The sequence below is a fragment of the Streptomyces sp. NPDC096012 genome, from assembly GCF_040426375.1.
Lineage (GTDB): Bacteria > Actinomycetota > Actinomycetes > Streptomycetales > Streptomycetaceae > Streptomyces.
On sequence record NZ_JBEOTD010000044.1, the window covers coordinates 26909 to 46170 of the forward strand.

Annotated in this window: 13 protein-coding genes and 2 pseudogenes; 8 read left to right on the top strand and 7 right to left on the bottom strand. The window is 70.7% G+C overall.

Going from position 1 to position 19262, the window contains the following annotated elements:
- Positions 1-194: 194 nt before the first annotated feature.
- Positions 195-938 carry an SDR family oxidoreductase gene (locus tag ABVB68_RS31165; RefSeq protein WP_353604524.1) on the bottom strand — a complete coding sequence of 248 codons (744 nt, stop codon included), beginning with the start codon at positions 936-938 and terminating at the stop codon, positions 195-197.
- 284 nt (positions 939-1222) lie between these two features.
- On the opposite strand from ABVB68_RS31165, the gene ABVB68_RS31170 reads away from it, so the two are divergent.
- Entirely contained in the window at positions 1223-1909 is a 687-nt protein-coding gene (locus ABVB68_RS31170) for a hypothetical protein (RefSeq protein WP_353604525.1), read from the top strand.
- A gap of 118 nt (positions 1910-2027) precedes the next feature.
- Here the strand turns inward: ABVB68_RS31170 and ABVB68_RS31175 are convergent, their stop codons facing one another.
- Positions 2028-2462, bottom strand: coding sequence for a hypothetical protein (locus ABVB68_RS31175; RefSeq protein ID WP_353604526.1), 435 nt, complete (start codon positions 2460-2462; stop codon positions 2028-2030).
- Positions 2463-2639: 177 nt separating this feature from the next.
- Here ABVB68_RS31175 and ABVB68_RS31180 point away from each other — a divergent pair, with 177 nt between their 5' ends.
- The 4 genes from ABVB68_RS31180 to ABVB68_RS31195 all read left to right on the top strand — a co-directional run bounded on the left by ABVB68_RS31180 (position 2640) and on the right by ABVB68_RS31195 (position 11400).
- The gene (locus ABVB68_RS31180; protein ID WP_353604527.1) at positions 2640-3164 is read left to right on the top strand and encodes a hypothetical protein; all 525 of its coding nucleotides are present in this window, start codon (positions 2640-2642) and stop codon (positions 3162-3164) included.
- A 171-nt stretch (positions 3165-3335) separates the two neighbouring features.
- On the top strand, positions 3336-9452 hold the full coding sequence (locus ABVB68_RS31185; RefSeq protein ID WP_353604528.1) for a DNRLRE domain-containing protein: 6117 nt from the start codon (positions 3336-3338) through the stop codon (positions 9450-9452).
- Positions 9453-9531: 79 nt separating this feature from the next.
- Positions 9532-9858 carry a hypothetical protein gene (locus ABVB68_RS31190; RefSeq protein ID WP_353604529.1) on the top strand — a complete coding sequence of 109 codons (327 nt, stop codon included), beginning with the start codon at positions 9532-9534 and terminating at the stop codon, positions 9856-9858.
- Positions 9859-10515: 657 nt separating this feature from the next.
- Positions 10516-11400: an FKBP-type peptidyl-prolyl cis-trans isomerase gene (locus ABVB68_RS31195; protein WP_353604530.1), complete on the top strand. Its 885-nt coding sequence runs from the start codon at positions 10516-10518 to the stop codon at positions 11398-11400.
- Positions 11401-11421: 21 nt separating this feature from the next.
- On the opposite strand, the gene ABVB68_RS31200 is transcribed toward ABVB68_RS31195, so the two are convergent.
- A complete protein-coding gene (locus ABVB68_RS31200; RefSeq protein ID WP_353604532.1) occupies positions 11422-11589 on the bottom strand; it encodes a hypothetical protein in 168 nt (55 codons plus the stop codon).
- 138 nt (positions 11590-11727) lie between these two features.
- Between ABVB68_RS31200 and ABVB68_RS31205 the strand changes: the two genes are divergently transcribed.
- A complete protein-coding gene (locus tag ABVB68_RS31205; RefSeq protein WP_353604533.1) occupies positions 11728-11928 on the top strand; it encodes a hypothetical protein in 201 nt (66 codons plus the stop codon).
- A gap of 898 nt (positions 11929-12826) precedes the next feature.
- On the opposite strand, the gene ABVB68_RS31210 is transcribed toward ABVB68_RS31205, so the two are convergent.
- The 3 genes from ABVB68_RS31210 to ABVB68_RS31220 form a co-directional block, all read right to left on the bottom strand.
- On the bottom strand, positions 12827-14104 hold the full coding sequence (locus ABVB68_RS31210; protein ID WP_353604534.1) for an ATP-binding protein: 1278 nt from the start codon (positions 14102-14104) through the stop codon (positions 12827-12829).
- Between the two features lie 350 nt (positions 14105-14454).
- On the bottom strand, positions 14455-15582 hold the full coding sequence (locus tag ABVB68_RS31215; protein ID WP_353604535.1) for a Fic family protein: 1128 nt from the start codon (positions 15580-15582) through the stop codon (positions 14455-14457).
- Between the two features lie 592 nt (positions 15583-16174).
- Positions 16175-16981 (bottom strand): 8-oxoguanine DNA glycosylase OGG fold protein, encoded by an 807-nt coding sequence (locus tag ABVB68_RS31220; RefSeq protein ID WP_353604536.1) that lies wholly within the window; start codon positions 16979-16981, stop codon positions 16175-16177.
- On the opposite strand from ABVB68_RS31220, the gene ABVB68_RS31225 reads away from it, so the two are divergent.
- Positions 16956-17492, top strand: a complete 537-nt coding sequence (locus ABVB68_RS31225) for a hypothetical protein (protein ID WP_353604537.1) — start codon at positions 16956-16958, stop codon at positions 17490-17492. The genes ABVB68_RS31220 and ABVB68_RS31225 overlap by 26 nt on opposite strands.
- 373 nt (positions 17493-17865) lie before the next feature.
- A pseudogene (locus ABVB68_RS31235) lies at positions 17866-18894 on the top strand (LacI family DNA-binding transcriptional regulator).
- A gap of 16 nt (positions 18895-18910) precedes the next feature.
- Here the strand turns inward: ABVB68_RS31235 and ABVB68_RS31240 are convergent.
- A pseudogene (locus ABVB68_RS31240) lies at positions 18911-19189 on the bottom strand (SAM-dependent methyltransferase); the annotation flags it as partial.
- Between the last annotated feature and the right edge of the window lie 73 nt (positions 19190-19262).

Consider the following 19262-nt stretch of genomic DNA (forward strand, 5'->3'; position numbering starts at 1 on the left):
CGCCCGCTGATGCCGGCGCCGTCCGTATGGCCACCCGGTACTCGCTCGGCGACATCCCCACCGCCGTCCGGAAGGCGCGGGAGAACCGGTCCGGCTGGGGTAGCCCCAGCGGGTCGCGCCGGCGGTTGGCCCGAGCGCCCCGGCCCCAGGCCCGCACGCCCCCGGACTTCAGTCCCACACCCACGGTCACGCCCTCACTGTCGGCTCTCCCAGTCCCGCAGCCATTGTCCGAACTCGGCGGCGACGATGCGCTCGTCGTGCACGCCGGCTGCGTCGTCGGAGGCCAGCCAGACGATGGGCGGACCCATCACCGCTGCGCTGAGGAACCCGTGGCCCTCGGGCACGACGTGCGGGGGCAGCATCCCGGTGACCGTCGCGCCTCCGGGCAGCAGCAGGTTGACGGTGACGCCCGTGCCCCGCAGGTCGGCCGCCATGATGCGGGACAGCGCCTCGCTGCCGGCACGCGACGGCCCGTAGGGGACGAAGCCGGCGCGTCGCATGGTCGAGTGGTTCATCGAGATGTTGACGATGCGGCCGGCGCCGGAGGCCAGCATCCGTGGCGTGATCTCGCGGGCGACCAGGAAGTAGCCGGTCAGGTTGGTGTCGATCACCGCGCGGAAGGCGTCGGGCGGTACCTCCCAGAAGCCCTGCGGCTGTGTCATGAAGCGCGGGTTGACCGTGCGCATGCCGATCCCTGCGTTGTTCACCAGCATGTCGATGCCGCCGAGCCGCGACCACGCCTGGTCGACGGCCCTGGCCACCGACGACTCGTCCCGCACGTCCATCTCGACGCCGGTCGCCCCCGGCAGACCCGCGGCGACGGACCCCGCACGCTCGCCGGACCGCCCCGTCAGCGCGACGGTGGCACCCGTCGCGGCCAGGGCAGAGGCCATGGCGAGTCCGAGTCCGCTCGTCCCGCCGGTCACCAGCACCTTCATCGGATCACCTCTGTCCTGAGAACCGGCCTGGCCGGGTCAACGGTCGCGCTCGCCGCCGTGTTCACAGTCGCCGTTCGCGACCGTGGTCCTCGGCGGCAGGGCGTGCCCGTGGGCGGGAGTCCGTGACCGGAACCATAGGTATTCGAGCACACTCGAAGTCAAGCCGCGGCGGCTGTCCTGGACTGTCCGGGTGACGTGCCCGAGGCCGTTCAGATGACATTGGCCGTCTGCGCCTCAGCACGCGCCCGCCCCCACCGTTCCGCACCCCTGCCACAGCCGCCCTGGTGGAACGGTGGCGCACCCGCCACGCCATCACCGCGATCCCCGGCCTTGGCCCACGCCCCGCCGTCCCCGACGGCACCGCGGCGTGGGACGACTTGGACGCCCGCGTCCGGGCCTTGACCGGCCGGCGCCGCCCGCTGACCCTCCCGCAGCCCGACGCACCCGCCTCCGTCATGATCGCCGCCGCCCTCAGCCACCTCGACGCGCCCCCGCCCGCCGCGCCACTGCCCGACCACCCGGCCCTGCGCGACCCCTTCGGCGTCGCCCCCCTGACCTACGGCGCGCTCGACGCACGCACCGCGCGGCGCGCCCTGGCCACCGCCCTTGCCGGCGAACGCCTGCCGGAGCCGTGGATAGAGGAGATCACCGCCCCCGGAGCGGACGACGAGGACGAGCGGCGGCACACCTACACCAAGCTGCTGACCGCCATCAGCGACTACCGGCGCCGCCACCACCGGGCCGGCTCCGACATCCTCGGGCCGCGCCCGCAAGGCCTCGACGGCGACGAGTGGGACCACCTCACCGACGCCTTCGACCTCTACACCCGCGCACGCGTCCAACACCGCCTGGAACAGATGATGGCCCGCACCGTGGCCGAACGCGCCGCCCTCCTGCCGCCCACCTCACCCCCGCGCCAGCCGCCCTCACCGCCCACCAACAGCCCCGGACACCGTTCCCCGACCCGGTGACAACCCGCCGGAGGCCTCCGCTACGGCCACGATTCCTGCAATGCCGCGTCACCGGCGGCCCTTGCTCGGCCCGTATCTGGGGCCCGCGGCGGCGCCGCGGCCGCCGGTGTGAGGCGCCTCAGTCAGCAAGGTTTTTTGCTTCGTAGCTGGCCAGCCCCAGGACAAGCAGGGGCGGCACCAGTGCGTTCAGATACCAGGCCATGTCAGTGAGGGCTGGTGCTCCGCAGAGGCTCCGCCGGTCGATCGTCGGGATGAAGGAACAGCGCGATCGGCCTGCATGAAACAGTAGTTGGCCACCGGTTTCCGCAGTCGAGTGATAGATACAGACACCGACGTGGTGGTCGACGTTGGCCGGTGCATCCACCAAGGCCAGCACCTCAGCTGCCTGCTCGGTTGAAGCCGACTGCCAGTCGAAGAGGTCGTCGGTGTTGACCACATAGGAGATACCGAGCGGTTCCTGCAGCGACCACCCCTCACCGGCCAGAGCTCGCACCACGGCGTCTACGGTGACGGCACGCGCGAACACGAGACCGATGTCGGCACTCCTGGACATTCACTCCTCCTGCGATGGGATTGATCGTCGACCATTGATCATTTTCGGGCGGCTTCAGGAGCGATTCGCCTGGACCGGCATCGTCCGCCACCAGTTCGTCAAGGGCGGAGCGTCCCCCGACGATCCCGACCTGACCGAGTACTGGCGGACCGCCGCCGAAGGAAAGCGCCGCCGCCGATGGGCAAGACGAGTCTTCTCCTGGCGGTCCGGCAGCAGGGGCTCTGTCCTCTCTGCAGGCAGGTGCTGATCGTCGGAGCCGAGTACGAACCGGACAGCCCACGCGAGTGGATCAACTGGTTCGCGGCCTCGAAGAAGATGCTCCACAAGCATCACTTCGCCTACCGGCGAGACGGCGGCACGGACGAGCGGAACAACCTCGCCACGGTCAGGGTCATCAGGGCGGCTACCTGGAGCGGGTCGGCAGGTGGGTGTGACACTGCCTGCCCCAGGCGTGACCCGGCTGCGGGGACCGCCGGAGCAAGTCGGCTCACCAGGGCTTTTGACGAGTTCTTACCCGTTGATCCACTTCTTCTGTCATCTCTTGGGAAAGCCTTGAAGTGGACCAGGGAACGCATCTGTGACTCCGGCGTCGAGCCACAACGGGCCCTGAAGTACATGAAACGCATCAATAGGGCTGTCACAAGAGGTCGCCCAGTGCAGCGGCTTTTTGTGCGTCTTGGTGATTCCTTGGACTTGGTGTGAACCTGCCGTGTACCTGTCATGGGCGAGCTGCATACCTCCTGTGAAGATCAGTCCGTTTTGTTGGCTCCGTATCGCGGAGTGTCAGGGAGGGAGCTGATCATGCGTCACAGACCTGCGACTCGTGGCAGACCGAAGAAGAAGAGACAGGCCGGCCGTCTGCGGCAGGTTGCCATGAGTGTCGTGCTGGCGATGGCGGTGGAGACCGCCTTGGTCGCGGAGGACACTGGGATGGCGTTCGCCGCGGGTATGGCCACCACGGCATCCGCGTCCACATCGTCCGATTCCTCCACGGTGCCGGGTCCTGCGGAGGCGCAGGACGAGGCGTCGGCGGTGCTGATGGCCCGTCTGCAGAACCGGAAGATCGAGGTGCTGTCGGCGCGGACGGCGGGCTCGACGACGTACGCGCTGCCCGGCGGGGACCTGCAGACCGAGACGTACGCCGGGCCGATCCGCGTCAAGCGGGACGGGGCCTGGAAGGACATCGACACCTCGCTGTCCGACACCGGCGCCGACCTCACGCCGACGGCGACGGCCGCGGACATCGCGGTGTCCGACGGCGGTGACACCCAGCTGGCCTCGGTGGCCAAGGGTAAGGAGTCCTTCGGGCTGGGCTGGCAGGACAAGCTGCCCACCCCGTCCGTGAAGGGCGACACGGCCTCCTACAACCTGGGCAGCGGGCAGACCCTGTCGGTCACCGCGCTGGTGCAGGGCTTCTCGGAGAACATCGAGCTCGCCCAGCGGCCTGGCAACGACACGGTGTCCTACCGGATTCCGCTGAACCTGGACGGGCTGAAGCTGTCCCAGGCGGACTCCGGGCACCTGCTGCTGAAGAACGCAGGCGGTGACCTCGTGGCCGAGGCGCCGGCCCCGATGATGTGGGACGCGTCCAAGGACAAGGCCTCCGGTGAGTCGGCGCACCAGGAGCGGGTCGCCACGACGATCGAGACCGCGTCGGACGGCTCGCAGACCCTGGTGCTCACCCCGGACAAGCACTTCCTGGCCACCGCGGCCTATCCGGTGACCGTGGACCCCACGTCCACGCTGGCGGTCACCACGGACACATGGGTGCAGAACCCCGACTACCCGGACTCCCAGGTCTCCTCCCAGGAGCTGAAGTCGGGTACGTACGACGCGGGCACGGACGTGGCGCGGTCGTATCTGAAGTTCGACGTGTCGCCGTTCACCGGCAAGCACATCCAGTCGGCGACGATGTCGCTCTACAACTACTACTCGGCCACCTGCTCGACGTCGGGCGCGACCACGGACGCCAAGCGGATCACCTCCTCGTGGTCCTCCTCGTCGATCACCTGGGGCGCCCAGCCGACCACCACGACGACCAACAAGGCGACGAGCACGGGCCACTGGGGCTATGACGCGTCCTGCCCCGCCAACTGGTCGAACTGGAACCTCCAGGCCATGGTGCAGGACTGGGCCAACGGCTCGGCCAACTACGGTCTGCAGCTGGCCGGCGCCAACGAGAGCGACTCCACCACCTGGCGCCGGTTCCGCTCGGCCAACTACACCACCTCCGGGTACGCGCCGAAGCTGGTGGTGACCTACAACTCCTACCCGACCGTCCCGACCGTCGCCGCGATCTCGCCCTCGGCCGTGAACGCCTACAACGGCAAGCGGTACGTGACCTCCCTGACGCCGACCCTGTCGGCGAAGGTGACGGACGCGGACGGCGGCACGGTCAAGGGCCAGTTCGAGGTGACCCCGGACCCCGCGTACAACGACACCACCTACACCTACACCGCGACCAGCGCGGGTGTGGCGTCCGGTTCCTCGGCCACCCTGGCCATCCCCTCGGCCAACGCCTTCCCGGCGGGCTCGCATCTGCGGTTCCGCGTGCGGGGGTACGACACCACCGACTACGGGTCCTGGACCGGGTACACCACGTTCGTGCTGAACACGGCTCTGCCCGCAGCCCCGACCATCAACTGTCCCTCGTATTCGCAGGACACGTGGTCAGCGAAGGCGCCCGGCGCGGTGAGCTGCACCCTGGACACGACGTCGACGGACGGGCAGGGCTTCAAGTGGGGCCTGGACGACCCGTCGATGGCGAAGAGCGTGTACGACACGGTGGACGGCAACGGCGGTGACCCGCTGAACATCTCCATCACGCCCGCCGACGGCTGGCACACGCTGTACACGCAGACCATCGACTCGGGCGGAAACCTGTCGTCCACCAACACCAAGTACTCCTTCGGCGTGGGCGCGGACGGTGCCGCGCTGCTCAGCCCCGGCGACGGCGACCGGCCCGCCCGGCGCGTGGCCCTGTCCTCGACCGGCAAGCCCACCTACACCGGTGTCACCTACCAGTACCGCCGCGGTGAGACGGACACCTGGCTCAACGTGCCGCTCGCGGACGTCACGAAGAACAGCGACGGCTCGCTGGTGACAGCCTGGCCGCTGGCGGCCCCCAACGGTGCGCCCCCGGCGCTGACGTGGAACATCACCACGTCGCTGGCCGAGGACGGCCCGGTCGACATCCGCGTCGCCTTCACCGACGGCACGACGACGGGGTACTCGCCGGTGTCGACGGTCACCGTGGACCGCAACGCGGGCACCGCGCCGTCGGACCAGGTCGGCCCGGGTTCGGTCAACGACCTGACCGGTGACTACACGCTGTCGGCGACGGATGCCTCGGCGTTCGACATGTCCGTCTCTCGTACCGCGTCCTCCCGTCGCCCGACCGCGGGTGCCGAGCAGGAGGGTCAGGCCCCGATCTTCGGCCCGCAATGGACCTCCGGCACGGTCTCGGAAATGACCGACTCCCACTGGGCCTACCTGCGCCAGACCTCGTCCACCTCGGTGGCCCTGGTCGATGTGCACGGGCGCGCCACCGGGTTCACCGCCACCAGCTCCGGCGGCTGGAAGCCCGAGCCCGGTGCGGAAGACCTGACCCTGACCGGTTCGCTGACGGGTTCGTTCACGCTCACGGACGACGAAGGAACGACCACCACGTTCGCCAAGGTGGACGCGTCCGACGCGCAGGTGACCACATGGAACGTGGCCACCACGAAGCTGGCCACCAGCAGCTCCACCACCACGGTGTACTCCACCAAGACCACCGTGGGCGGCAAGCCCGCGGCGCGGCCGAAATACATCATCGCCCCGACCTCCGCGGTGGACTCGGCCACCTGTCAGGCCGATCCGTCCGTGAAGGGCTGCCGCGTACTGGAGTTCCTCTACCCCCTCTCCACCACCGCTACGTCCACGTCCTTCGGTGACTACGTCGGCCGGGTCAAGCGCATCCGCCTGTGGGCCACCGACCCCGGCGCATCCGCATCCACCGTCACTTCCATCGCCGCCTACGACTACGACGACTCCGGTGTGCTGCGCGAGGAGTGGGACCCGAGGATCAGCCCCACGCTGAAGACCGCCTACACCTACGACAGCGCAGGCCGGGTCGCGACTCTGACGCCTCCGGGTGAGCTGCCGTGGACCTTCACCTACGGCACGGCCGGCAACGCGGCCACCGCGGGCCCCGGCATGCTGCTCTCCGCCGCCCGCCCGACCCTGGTGGCGGGCTCGAAGACGCAGACCGACGGCGGCAAGGCCACCACCAGCATGGTCTACGACGTACCGCTGACCGGGACCAACGCTCCCTACCAGGTGGGTGCCACCGATGTCGCGGCCTGGGGACAGACAGACATACCCACCGACGCGGCCGCAGTCTTCCCGCCGGACTCCGTGCCCGCGTCGAACACCGGGTCGGCCCTGACTTCGACGAGCTACACCCGCGCTTCGGTCTCGTACGCGGACGCGTCGGGCCGTGAGGTCGACAGCTCCACCCCGGGCGGGCACCTGAGCGTGACCGAGTACGACCACCTGGGCGACACCGTCCGTGAACTGACCGCGGGCAACCGGGAGCTGGCGCTTTCCACCAGCGGTCCGGGACTGACCGAGCTGACCCTGCTCGGGATCAACGGCCTGTCCACGGCGGACCGCGCGCAGCGGCTGTCCACCACGTCCGTGTACTCCAGCGACGGGCAGCGCGAGCTGGAGAGCTTCGGTCCCCTCCACCTGGCCAACCTGACCGGTGTCCTGCACGCCGGCACCGGCGGCACCGACCTGCCCGCGGGCAGCGAGGTGGCGGCACGCCGGCACACCGTCACCGCGTACGACGAGGGCCGCCCCACCGACGGTACGGCCACCGTGTCCGACCAGCCCACCACCGTCACCGTCGGCGCCTACGTGGACGGATACCCCTCCGACGGCGACACCCGCACCACGAGGACGGCCTACGACTGGGTCAAGGGCCTGCCCACCTCCACCACGGACGACCCGGGCGGTCTGAACCTCGTCAGGACCACGACGTACGACGCCCAGGGCCAGGTCATCAAGACCACCCTGCCCAAGTCGAACGGCAACGACGCCGGTGCGACGGTGACCACCTACTACTCGGCGACGGGTACCGGTGCGTGCAACGGGCGCCCCGAGTGGGCGGACCTGGTGTGCTCGGCGGGACCGGCCGGAGACATCACCCTCGGCGGCACCAACCCCACCCAACTGCCCACCAGGACCACCGAGTACGACCGATGGGGCAACACCGCCAAGCTGACCGAGACCGCCAATTCCGCGACCCGCACCACCACGACCACCTCCGACGCTGCCGGGCGTCCGACCCTGGTGTCGGTGACCGGTGGGGTGGGCACCGCGGTTCCGGACACCACCACCGCTTACGACCCAGACAGCGGTGACGTCGCCACCGTCACGGCGGGCGGTCAGACCATCACGCATGTCACCGACATGCTGGGACGGGAGATCTCCTACAACGACGGCAGCGGCAACACCGCGGCCACCCAGTACGACGCGCTCGGCCGGCCCACCAAGGTGACCGACTCCGCTCCGTCGACCACCACCTTCACCTACGACATCACCAAGGACCCGCGGGGTGTGGAGACCTCCCGCGCCGACTCCGTCGCGGGCACCTTCAACGCCACCTACGACGCGGACGGCGCACTGGCCACCGAGCAGCTGCCCGGCGGCTACACGCTCACCCTGACCCAGGACGAGACCGGCGCGCAGATCTCCCGGGTCTACACCAAGGACGGCGACGGCACCGTCGTCGCCTCCGACAGCGTCGACAGATCGGCCCAGGGCCAGGCCGTCACAGACACCGACAGCACCGGCCAGACCCGGTCCCGCGCCTACACCTACGACGCGGCCGGACGCCTGACCCGGGCGGACGACACCGATCCGAGCGGGGCGTGCACTCGCCGCGACTACACCTTCGACGGCGACAGCAACCGCAGTTCGCTCGCCACGCAGACCGCCGGCGTCGGCGCGGCCTGCACCTCGACCGGCGCGACGACCACCTCGTACTCGTACGACAGCGGGGACCGGCTGGTCACCTCCGGCACGGTCTACGACGCCTTCGGCCGCACCACCACGCAGTCGTCCGGCGCGACCATCGGCTACTACGCCAACGACCTCGTCCGGCAGCAGACCTCCGGCACCAGCCGGCAGACCTGGAGCCTGGACGCGTCCGAGCGTCCCGCCTCCTGGACCACCGAGTCCAACAGCGGTGGTACCTGGACCCAGACCGGCTCCAGGACCAATCACTACGGTGGCGACGGCGACAGTCCGAGCTGGACGGCCGAGGACACCAGCGGCACGATCACCCGCGACGTGCGCGGCATCGACGGCCAACTGGATGCGATCACCGGCGCCTCCGGCTCCGCCGTGCTGCAGATGAGCGACGTCCACGGCGATGTGACCGTGCGGCTCCCGCTGGACACCCAGTCGGCGGTCGCCCAGTCCTACGATGAGTACGGCAACGTCGAGGGCGACACCGCCACGGCCCGCTACGGCTGGCTCGGTGCCGCCCAGCGTTCCACGGACTCCGTCACCGGGGCCGTCCTGATGGGCGTACGGCTGTACGACCCCGCCATCGGACGCTTCCTGTCCATCGACCCCGTCCTGGGTGGCAACGACGACGCCTATGTCTATCCGGCCGACCCGGTCAACCAGCTGGACCTGGACGGTCGTGCTTCCAGGAAGCCCGCGTCCCTGAACCACAAGGAGAAGCAGGCCCTCGAAGACAGGGCCAACGGACGGCCGTACGACCACAAGGCGTACAAGTCGGCAAAGAAGAAGCTGGAGCAGGCCGAGAAGTACGCGGGCAGCCGCAACCAGCAGAAGAACCGCTCGCAGTCGGACAGCCTGCGGGTGGTACTGAAGGCGCTGGGACTGTTTGCCTTCATCATCGCCGTTGTGGTCACCCTGGTCGTCTTCTGGGAGGTGGACATCGTGGCCGCGGTGCTCTGGGCACTGTCCTGATCCCCGGTGGTGGGCCGGGCCGATCCGGCCGGCCCACCATCAGGACCCCGCACACCGACAGCGAGAAAGGATCCCCGCCATGTCAGCAGGCACGGAACCCAACGATCCGTCCTGGTACGGCATCCGATGCATCTTCCGTCACGGCCCGCTGGAGGTCTACGAGGAGCGCATCACCCTGTGGACCGCCCATTCGCCCGACGAGGCGATCGAGCGCGCCGAGGCCGAAGCCGCGGAATACTGCGAGGGCCTCGACGACGTCGAGTACGTCCGCTTCGCCGAGGCCTACACGATCGACGGGGCGCCCGATGAGGGCGCCGAGGTGTTCTCCCTCATGCGGGAGAGCACACTGCCACCGAAAGACTACGTCTCGCGGTACTACGCAACGGGCAGTGAACGGACAGGGTGAGCGGTAACGACACCCAAGGCGGCCACCGCAGTCCAACTCCATCTGGACAGCAGCAAAGCCCCTGACTGCCCTGGACGACAGAAACCTGAAGGACGACTCAGCCGCCATCCGCTATGGGCGGTCTGATTAGAACGTAGAGAAGGGACTGGTGTCGGCACGCGGTACTCACCCTGCCGACACCAGTGCTGCTTGTGAAGTCGAGATGTGCCATCGGCGGCTAGGGCTTGGACATCTGCAGTCTCCAGCACTGAGTTGGGGATCCGACACCGCCGGATCTGCGACTCACCCTTTCTTTCACTGATGAACACGGCGGCCGGTGACCGTTCAGTTGCACACCGGATCAACATCCGAACGGAGCGTCTCGCTCTCTCCGATGGGGCGAAGATTCGCTGATACGGCACCAGCTTCTGGGCGCACAACACCCGCGTAGTCATCCGCGACTTCTCGAAAGACCATCCACGGCGGGGCACCGATCCGGGTCCCGGGCCTTCGCCCCGCCCGACTCTCAGGAACGAAATGCGTCGATTCATAGCACTGCTGATAGGTCCCGCCCTCGCACTCGTGGGGTGCAGCAGCGATCATTCACCAGAAAAAGCCCGGTCTGACGGCTGGCACCGGCCGCTCGCGGCCCCCTCGGTGCCGGTGCACGCGAGGCCCGTGCCCGCCGCGGTGCGCACCGATGCCGTACTGCCCGCGGTTTCAGGCAAGTTCGACAGCCCGGCCACGATCTCGGTTCCGAAGTCCGCGCCGAGTGGCAAGTTCGTCGTGGCGCCGCAGACGCAGGGGCGGGGGCCTTCGGTACACGTCGGCGACATGGCCGTCGTCCGCTACACGGCCAAGGTGTGGCGCACGCGCAAGGCGCTTCCCGGCTCGTACGACAAGGGGGCGCGTCCGCAGGTCTTCACCGTTGGGCGGGGCGCGACGCTGCCCGCTCTGGACCGGGCCGTGCAGGGGCAGCGGGCCGGAAGCCGGATCCTGGTCGTCGCACCCCCCGCGGCCGCGTACGGGACGACCGGCAGCGCCCAGCTCGGGGTCACCGGCAAGGACACCATCGTCTACGCCGTGGACGTCCTGAACGTCATCGGCGCCCACGCCACCGTCCCCGGCGAGCAGCACTCGGTGTCCGACGCGCTGCCCGAGGTGCACATGAACAAGGGCGACGGCACCGCGACCTTGTCCGTCCCCGACCAGGCGGCCCCCAAGGGCCTGGTCGTCAAGCGCCTGGTGGACGGCACAGGTCCGGTAGTGAAGGCCGGGCAGACCCTGGTCCTGCAGCATTCCTCGGCTGCTTGGGAGGCCGCCCGCGGCAAGGACGAGGCGGACCTCTTCCTCAGCTCCCACGCGGACGGCGGTCCGCTGCCCGTCGTGATCGGCCGGGGCAACGTCATCGCCGGCTGGGACCGTGCCCTGGTCGGCAGACGGGTCGGCAGCCGTGTGCTCGCCGTCATCCCCGCGAAGCTGGCGTACGGTGCGCATCCCCCGAAGAACCTGGCACCCGGCGCCACGGTGATCTCGGTCCTCGACATCCTGGCCGCCGTCTGAGGCGATGCCGGGGCCAGCCACTCATCCAGTCGACCGGCCCTGCAGCACGAAGGCCGCCCAGTGCGCGCCCGTGATGGCATCCATCAGCTGCGTCTGGGCGCGCCGCAGGGCGGCGATGGGGGCGCAGTACCGCTCCCACGGGTCCACCGTCTCGAAGTCGGCGAACCACCCCGCCCGCCCTGCCGGCAACGCAGCGGCAGACGGTTGCCCGGGTTGCCGGTGGCCGGACCACGGTCCACGCCGGCCAGAGCAGCGGTCGAGCAACTCCTCCCACTGCAACCGGCCCGACACCCATCCGGCCACCCGCCACTTGAACGGAGCCGCACTGTGCCCAACGCCGCACTCGCAGCCCGTATCCGCAGCGTGATCCTCACCCGCCCCGCCCACTACGACCCCACCGCCTGGCTCGGCGGAATCGCCCTCCTCCACCCCGACACCCCGCCCCGCGAGGCCGACCCGCTGTGCCGGACGGCCCTGTGCGTCGCCGGATACGGCCTCGGGGATCAATGGAACCGTGGTTATCGGTGAGAACGATCACGGTTTCGATCGGCCCGAGGGCGCTGACGCGCAGCTGGCCTCGGGCTAGCGGCACTGGATGTTCGTCGTTGGCCTCCCGCGTTGGAGCGCCGCTCGCCCACGATCCTGGAGCCTTGATGACGCCACTGGCCCGCCCTGTCGATTTCGGCTTCCCGGTTCTGCGGCGCATTCATCCCGAGGTCGACCGCGTGGGGACGAGCCTGGGCGCGTGGGCGGCCGATGCCGGGCTGCCCGCGGCTGCCCGCGGCTGCCTGCGGCAGCGGGGCCGGTCGTGGATGCTGCACAGGACGGCGTGTCTTGTCGGCGCGGTGTCGGTCGTCGTCGGGGGTGTTGCGGCCGACGAACATGTCGTCGAGGGCTGCTTTGGTGATGGCTTCGGTCTCGTCTTCGGTGGCTTGCTGGGCGGTCTGGCAGATGAGCTGGTCGAGGGTGTCGATGTAGCCGCCGGTGCCCTCGGGGAGTCTTCCTCGAGGTCCAGGGGACAGCGCAGGCCGGTTGGCGCTGGGCCTGCACCGGTGGGACCGGCCCGGCAGCGGGCCGGTCCCACCGCACTTTCTCGACCGGCAACTCGCATGCCCGCAGCGTGCCCCCCGGCGCGGTGCCGTCCACTGCCGCCTGCTCACCGCCACAGGTCTGGGCAGGACCGGCCGCGAACCGGCCGCCTATCCGGGGCCCTCCCCTTCTGCGGCCGTCGCGAGGCGCGTGAGTACGGGGCGGCGGGCGATCGGTCTCCCGAATCAGGGGTAGTGCCGACCGCTGACCGCCTGGCGCTGACTGCCTGGCGCTGACCGTCGAGCGGGGGGCGCCTGCCGGTCACCGCCTGGCGCTGACCGTCAAGCGTCGAGCGGGGGGCGCCGGCTGCTCGGTTGCCCAGCGGCTTCACGCCGGTTCACAGGCGGCTGTACGTTCCGATGTCCTCGGTGAACTCTTCCAGCGTGCGGGCGGTGAGGGTCGGCCGGGTCTCGGCGATGGCTGTCATGAAGTCGTCGGTGCCGGGCGGCCGGCCGGCGCGTTCGGTGATCTCGCGTTCGAACGCCGCCTGTGCCCCCTTGCGCGCGGCGAACTCGATGTCGGCCGGGGTGAACAGCTCGCTCGCCGCGACCAGGCGGCCGATGTCCACCGCGTCGCCGGCCGCCTTGAGGTAGCGGGTCCAGATCGCCGCGCGGGCCGTGGGGTCTGGTGGGCCGATGGGGATGACGTAGTCGAACCGGCCGGGCCTGAGGAACGCCGCGTCGAGGGAGCGTACCGAGTTCGTGGCGCACACCAGCATCCGGGCGTCGTGCTCACGGAAACCGGGGATGATCTTGAGGAGCTCGTTGGTCACCCCGTGCCCGGGATCGACCGCCCTGCCCGACCGCGCACCGGCGATCTCCTCCACCTCGTCGATGAACAGCAGCACCGAGTCCAGCTCGGCCAGCTCCGTGAACGCCTCCCGCAGCGCCGCCGCCAGGCCCTCGCTGGTGTCGGCGGCGAGCCGGGAGGGGAACAGTTCCACGAAGGGCCAGCTGAGCCGGGAGGCCACTGCCTTGGCGAAGCTGGTCTTCCCGGTGCCCGGCGGGCCGAAGAGGATGACCGCCTTGGGCGGGGCCACACCGTAGCGGTCGGCCAGCGCCGGCTCGGTCAGCGGCAGCACGACACGGCGCTCGACGACCTGCTTCTCCCGCTCCATGCCGGCCATGGCGTCCCAGAGCCCGCCGGGCAGCATGCGTCCGCCGAGCGCCGCGAGCACGTCGGCGTTGTCGGCGCCGGGCGGTTCGAGCTTCTCGTAGTAGGTCAGGCCCTCGCGGACCCGGTAGCCGGAGTTCTCCAGGGCTTTGGTGCCGGCGGCGCCCGCGGGCAACAGCGCGCTGACGTGCCTCACCCCCAGGGCACGCAGCCGGCGCTCCAGCTCGGCCAGGAGCGCGCTGCCGATCCCGCGCTCACGCCAGCGGGAGGCCAGCGCCACCAGGATGACCCACGCCCGTCTGCCGTCCGCCTGGGCCACGGCCATGCCCACCAGCTCGTCGCTGACCAGGGCGACCACCGCCGGCTGACCGGCCTTGGCCGCGGCCATCACCTCCGAGACCGGGAACACCGACTCCGCCTCGGCCTGGCGGCTCTGGTCCCAGATCTGGATGGCCTGGTCGAGATCGTCGTCGTGATAGTCGCGCAGATGCCAGGGGGGCATCGCCACCACCTCACCTGGACCGGGAGTCCCATTCTCCTCCGGAGCCCCGCGGGAGTGCTCGGCGGACGCGCGGGCCGGCGCGGCGGTGGCCGCCGCCCGAGTCGGCAGCCGTCGCGGTACCCATCCCGGTCGGTTCCGCCGGCATACTGAGACCAGCCAGTACTGCGACGCTGCTTGCTGTGATTGATGGCCAGGTCAGGGGCTGTGTCCGCGTCATTTGTAGCGGCTGGTGCGGGCCTGGTGTTGTCGTCGCCGGCGCCAGGTGGACCAGCGCAGGATGTGCTCACTGCACCGTGGTGCGCGACACTCGGCCGAAGCCCAGCGCGGTCAGCTCTTGGTCCTTGGCCTGCTCACGTTCGGCCGGCGTGTGGTGATCGGGGTCGTACTGCGGTCGTACCGGCCCCTTCGCTGCCGGGTCGCGCGCCCACCTCGCCTCCGGTGCCGACCCCGCCGCCCTCACTCGCGACACGCAGATCGCCGGGGTGAAGATCGGCTCCTGGCTGCACCGCCAGCTCGCCACCTGGCAAGCCCTCGCCCCCGGCCAGCAGCAGCTGATGATCGCCCTCGCGCTCACCCCCGCCACGAACCCGCTCGCTCCCGCCCGCCGCGCCTTTGAGGAGACCGTCCAGTTCCTGGAGCTCTTCCTGCACCGCGAAGGCCGCGTCCCCAAGCAGTTGCACGCTGTCGAGTGCGACGTCTTCGCGGGCGAGGACGAAGAGGAGGGTGAGGAGGGCACAGCGGGCGTTGCCGTCGTCGAACGGGTGGAAGAAGCAGACGTCGAGGAAGGCGCGTGCGGCCCGGGCGGTCAGCGGCAGGGGCCGGGCTGTGTCCTTGGCGCTTTCGGCGAGGCAGGCGTCGAGGCGGGCGCGGGTGTCCGGGGCGATGCCGTAGCGTTCCCGGCCGCCTTTGGCGAAGGCGGGCAGGCTGCGCAACGGTGGTAGTCCGGGTGTGGCCAGGATGTGCTGTTGCCAGCGCTGGATGAGGGCGAAGTCCAGCCGGGCGCCGTGCGCGGCGTCGGCCCGCATGAGGTCGAGGGCGGTGAGCAGGCCTCGTCCGTGGGTGGGGTCCAGGATGGCGTCGAAGGTGCGGATCTCTTCCGCCATTCCGTCGCGCACGGGTGTCACTGGCGTGTCCCCGGTGCTGTCGGCGGCCTCATGCCACGGCACGGCGTCCCGCACGGTGAGCCAGCGCGTCAGGTGGTCGGGCAACGTCGACTCGCCGGCTCGGGCGGCCGCGTCGGGTCGTACGGCGGCCGCGAGGCGTTCGGCGATGTCCTCGATGAGCACCGGGTCGGGGCCGGTCCAGCTTTCGAATCGGCCGCCGATCGCCTGCTCCACGAGGTGCTCAGCGTCGTCGGCCGGGATGCCCCAGCGGCTGAGGAACCAGCCGAGGACCTGGTGGCAGTGTGCGTACCAGCCGCTGCCGCAGCCGGTGCGGTCGGTGACGTGCAGGATGAGGTTGCGGCGGTGCGGTCCCACAGGATCCGCTGGTCGTCGATGCCGGCCAGGTCCAGTGGGTAGGCCTCGAACCGTGCGGCCAGGGCCTCCAGCCACTCCCGCCACTCCCGCAGTGCCGCGGTGACCCGGTCGAGGGTTTCGTCCGGGGTGGTGACCGAGTGCTGGGGGCGGGACCAGTTGCCGACCGGCCCTCCGTCGAAGTCCCCCTCGTCGTGTGCCCAGCGCCAGCCGGCGGCCCAGCGGCCATAGTGCTCGGCCAGAGCGTGGGTCATGGCGTCGGCCCAGGGCCTGGCCTCCTCCCACCCCCAGTCGTACAGGGCCCGGTCACCCGGTGGTAGGTCGGGGCGTCGGGGTACCCGCCGGGCCGGCCCCAGCGATCTGACCACCCGCGCCGCAGCCTCGCTGTCGAAAGGATGACGGGCGGGGTCCACCTCGTCCCAGGTCAGGATGCGGGGCGACAGCTCTACGAACACCGCGCAAGTCTCATGCCTCGCCGGTACCGGTTGCCCGATTACCGAACCAGGCTGGAACACCTGCCAGGCCGCACCGGGAACGTCTGCCGTACACCTATGCGCGCCGGCCGGGATGCGGCAGGTGTGCCGGACCCGGATGCTCACCACGCAGCGTTGAACAATGCGTATTCGAGCAGGTCGGGTGAGGCGTCGGACGGCCAGCCGTCGGTGGACGCCGCCTGGTGGGCGGCGGCGTGCAGGAACGAGAGGTAGACCTGGTAGCGGTGGGGTGACCAGTCATGGTCCCGCCAGACCCAGGCGGCGATCGAGCCGCCGGGGTCGTGGCCCGTTTCCCGGCCAACCTGTGAGGCCAGGGACCGCATGCGCCGCGCCAGGACACGGTCGAGGACGAGCGGCGCAGGGCCGTTCGCCGGCTTGATCGTCTTGCCTGCGAAGTAGAGGAACTTGGTGAAGAAGGACGGCCCGAGGCCGGGAATCCGGCCGCGGAGCCCCTCGTAGGACGCTACTGCGCCGTGCCTGCTCAACACGGTGACCGCGTCGTCCAGGGCCTCGTCCAGGAGGTCGTCGGCGGCCAGGAGCTTGTGGAGGGTGGCCGGTCCGCTGCCGCCGGGGGAGGCGCTCTTTCCCTTCCCCCACACGTAGGTGGCGACCAGTGCCTCTCGGAGCGTCTCGCGCGCCGCCGTGTTGGCGAGGATCGACGTCACCTGCGCCCGGCTGACCTGGGCGTTCCTGGTGGGGGGGTGGGGAGCCAGGTGTCGAAGGCCGGGGGGTGGTCCCCGGTTGTGACGCAGCTCCTGTCGTCCTCGGGGGAGGTCGCCGTAGCGTTGTCCGTACTTCCCCGCCCGGGCGTGCAGTGCCCGCGACCGGATCACCCATACCGGAATAGCCGGGACTGGCGGGTATACGCAAGGACGGTCCACCATGCCCACCGCGCTCTCGCCCGTCATCGCCGCCTGCGCACGCTGGCTGCTGGCGGCCTTTCCCCCGGCCACCGGCCCGCTGGACCAGGCCCTGGCCGAAGCCCAGGCAGGCCATGCGGCCACGATCGCCGCCGCCCTGCGCTACCCCACCGCGCTGGACGCCGAGCTGCTGGTGCTGCTGGGCCCCGGCGGCTGCGGCCGGCTGGACTTCGTCACCGGCGCCGACGCGCCCCCGCTGACGGACGCCACCCACGCCTGGCGGACCCAGGTCGACGAGACCGTCGTCAGCTGGGCGGCCTGTCTGCTGGCCGACGCCGACCTCGCCGCCCTGGCCGCCGCCTGCCTGGCCGCCACCCATCACGGCCCCGACAGCGTGGGCGACGCGCGCCGGCTGACCATCCCCAGCCCGCGCGACCACCGCGCGGCCCCCCTGCTGCGCCACCCGGACTTCCTCGGCCCGATCGCGGACCTCCACCGCGAGAGCCTCCTCGGCCTCCTCGGCGCCGCCCCGGCCGTCACCGCCCCCGAACCCGGGTGAGCACCGGGCCCGTACGACCCGAGGCAGCCGGCCACCGTCGGGCCGCCGCGGCCGGTCGCGCTCAGGGCGCCGGCGCCTTGAACGGAGCCGGGAAACGCGCAGCGAGCCAGGGCTTGCGCCCCCCGACCAGGATGCGGCCCTGAGCGAGGGCCACTGGCCCCGGCGCCCGAGCGCCATCAGGGGAAACGTGACCGGCTCGATGAGGATGGTGCAGTCCGTAACCGCTCCACACTCGATGGCAGGCCCCGACAGGCCGGTCATGTCCCCTGTGGTGTAGCGAGGTCGATCTGATCTTTGTAGATCGTGTCCATGCTTCCCTCGGGGAAATAGCGGAGGGGAAAGGCGATCCACTCGTCGTGCATCTCGACGAGCACTGAGACAGGCCCCGACGCTGAAGGACGTGGCTCGGGAGGCCGGAGTCTGCCGGGCCACCGTGTCCCGGGTCGTCAACGGCGTGCGGAACGTGGACCCGGTGATCCAGGAGGTCGTCCGCCGAGCGATCGAGCGGACCGGGTACGCACCCAACCGGGCCGCCCGCTCCTGGTCACCCGGCGGGCCGAGAGCGTGGCGCTGGTGGTGTCCGGGGCAGGAGACGCTCCGGACGAGGCCCAAGCCGCGTTCGCCGCCCGGGTGTTCGCGGACCCGTTCTTCGGACGGGTGGTCGCCGGGATCGTCGGCTTCCTCCGGCCGCGCTCGGTGCACCCGGTGCTGATGTTCGCCGAGTCCGCCGGGTCCCGCCAGGAGGTGCTGACCTACCTGCGGCAGGGGCGGGCCGACGGCGCGCTGGTGGTCTCCAGCCATGCCGACGACCCCCTGCCCGCGCTGCTCGCCGAGGCCCGGCTGCCCGCGGTGCTCACCGCCCGCCCCTCCCGCCCGGTGCCGCTCAGCTATGTGGACCTGGCCCACCGGGACGGCGGCCGACTCGCCGCAGAGCACCTGCTGGCCCGCGGGTGCCGCAAACTCGCCACGATCTCGGGCCCGTTGGCGGTGGCCGCGAGCCAGGAGCGGCTGGCGGGCTTCCGCGACACACTGGCCCGCCGCGGGCATCCCTACGTCCCCGACGCCGAGGGCGGCTTCACCCTGGACAGCGGAATCGCGGCCATGTCCGGTCTGGTTGCCCGCCCCCCGATCTGGAAGGCGTGTTCGCGGCGATCATGGCCCAAGGGGCCCGCCAGGTGTTGCGCGAGCGGGGCCGCCGTGTGCCGGAGGACGTCGCGGTCGTCGGCTTCGACGACTCCACCGTCGCGGTCACGTGCCGGCCCCGGCTCACCACCGTCCGCCAGCCCGTGGAGGACATGACCGCCGAGATGGCCCGCCTTCTCGACGAGACATCCACGGCACCCACACCGAGGCCACCTCGGTCGTGTTCGACCCGGAGCTGGTGGTGCGTGAGTCCGCGTGAGCCCGGACTCGCGTCGTCAGGCGGCCTTGCGGGCAACCCCTCCGTAGAAACCGATCTCGTGCGAACGGGGCGGTGGTGTGGTGCCCGGGCACCAGAACCGGACCTGGGCCAGACCGGGCCCAGCCAGCTCGAAACCGTCGAAGAACCGCTCGACCTCGCTGCGCGAGCGCAGGTTCAGTGTGGCGGTGGCCTTGGCGTGGACGGCCCGCGCCGCGCTGCGGTCGGCGAAGTCGCCGGTGGCGTGCGAGAGCACCAGGTAGCTGCCGACCGGCAGCGCGTCGCGCAGGGTGGCGACGTCTGCTCCGGTTCCACGCCCCAGCCCGCGGTCGCACAGCCGGTCACGGGCGAGAAGCAGATCGCTGCGGGGC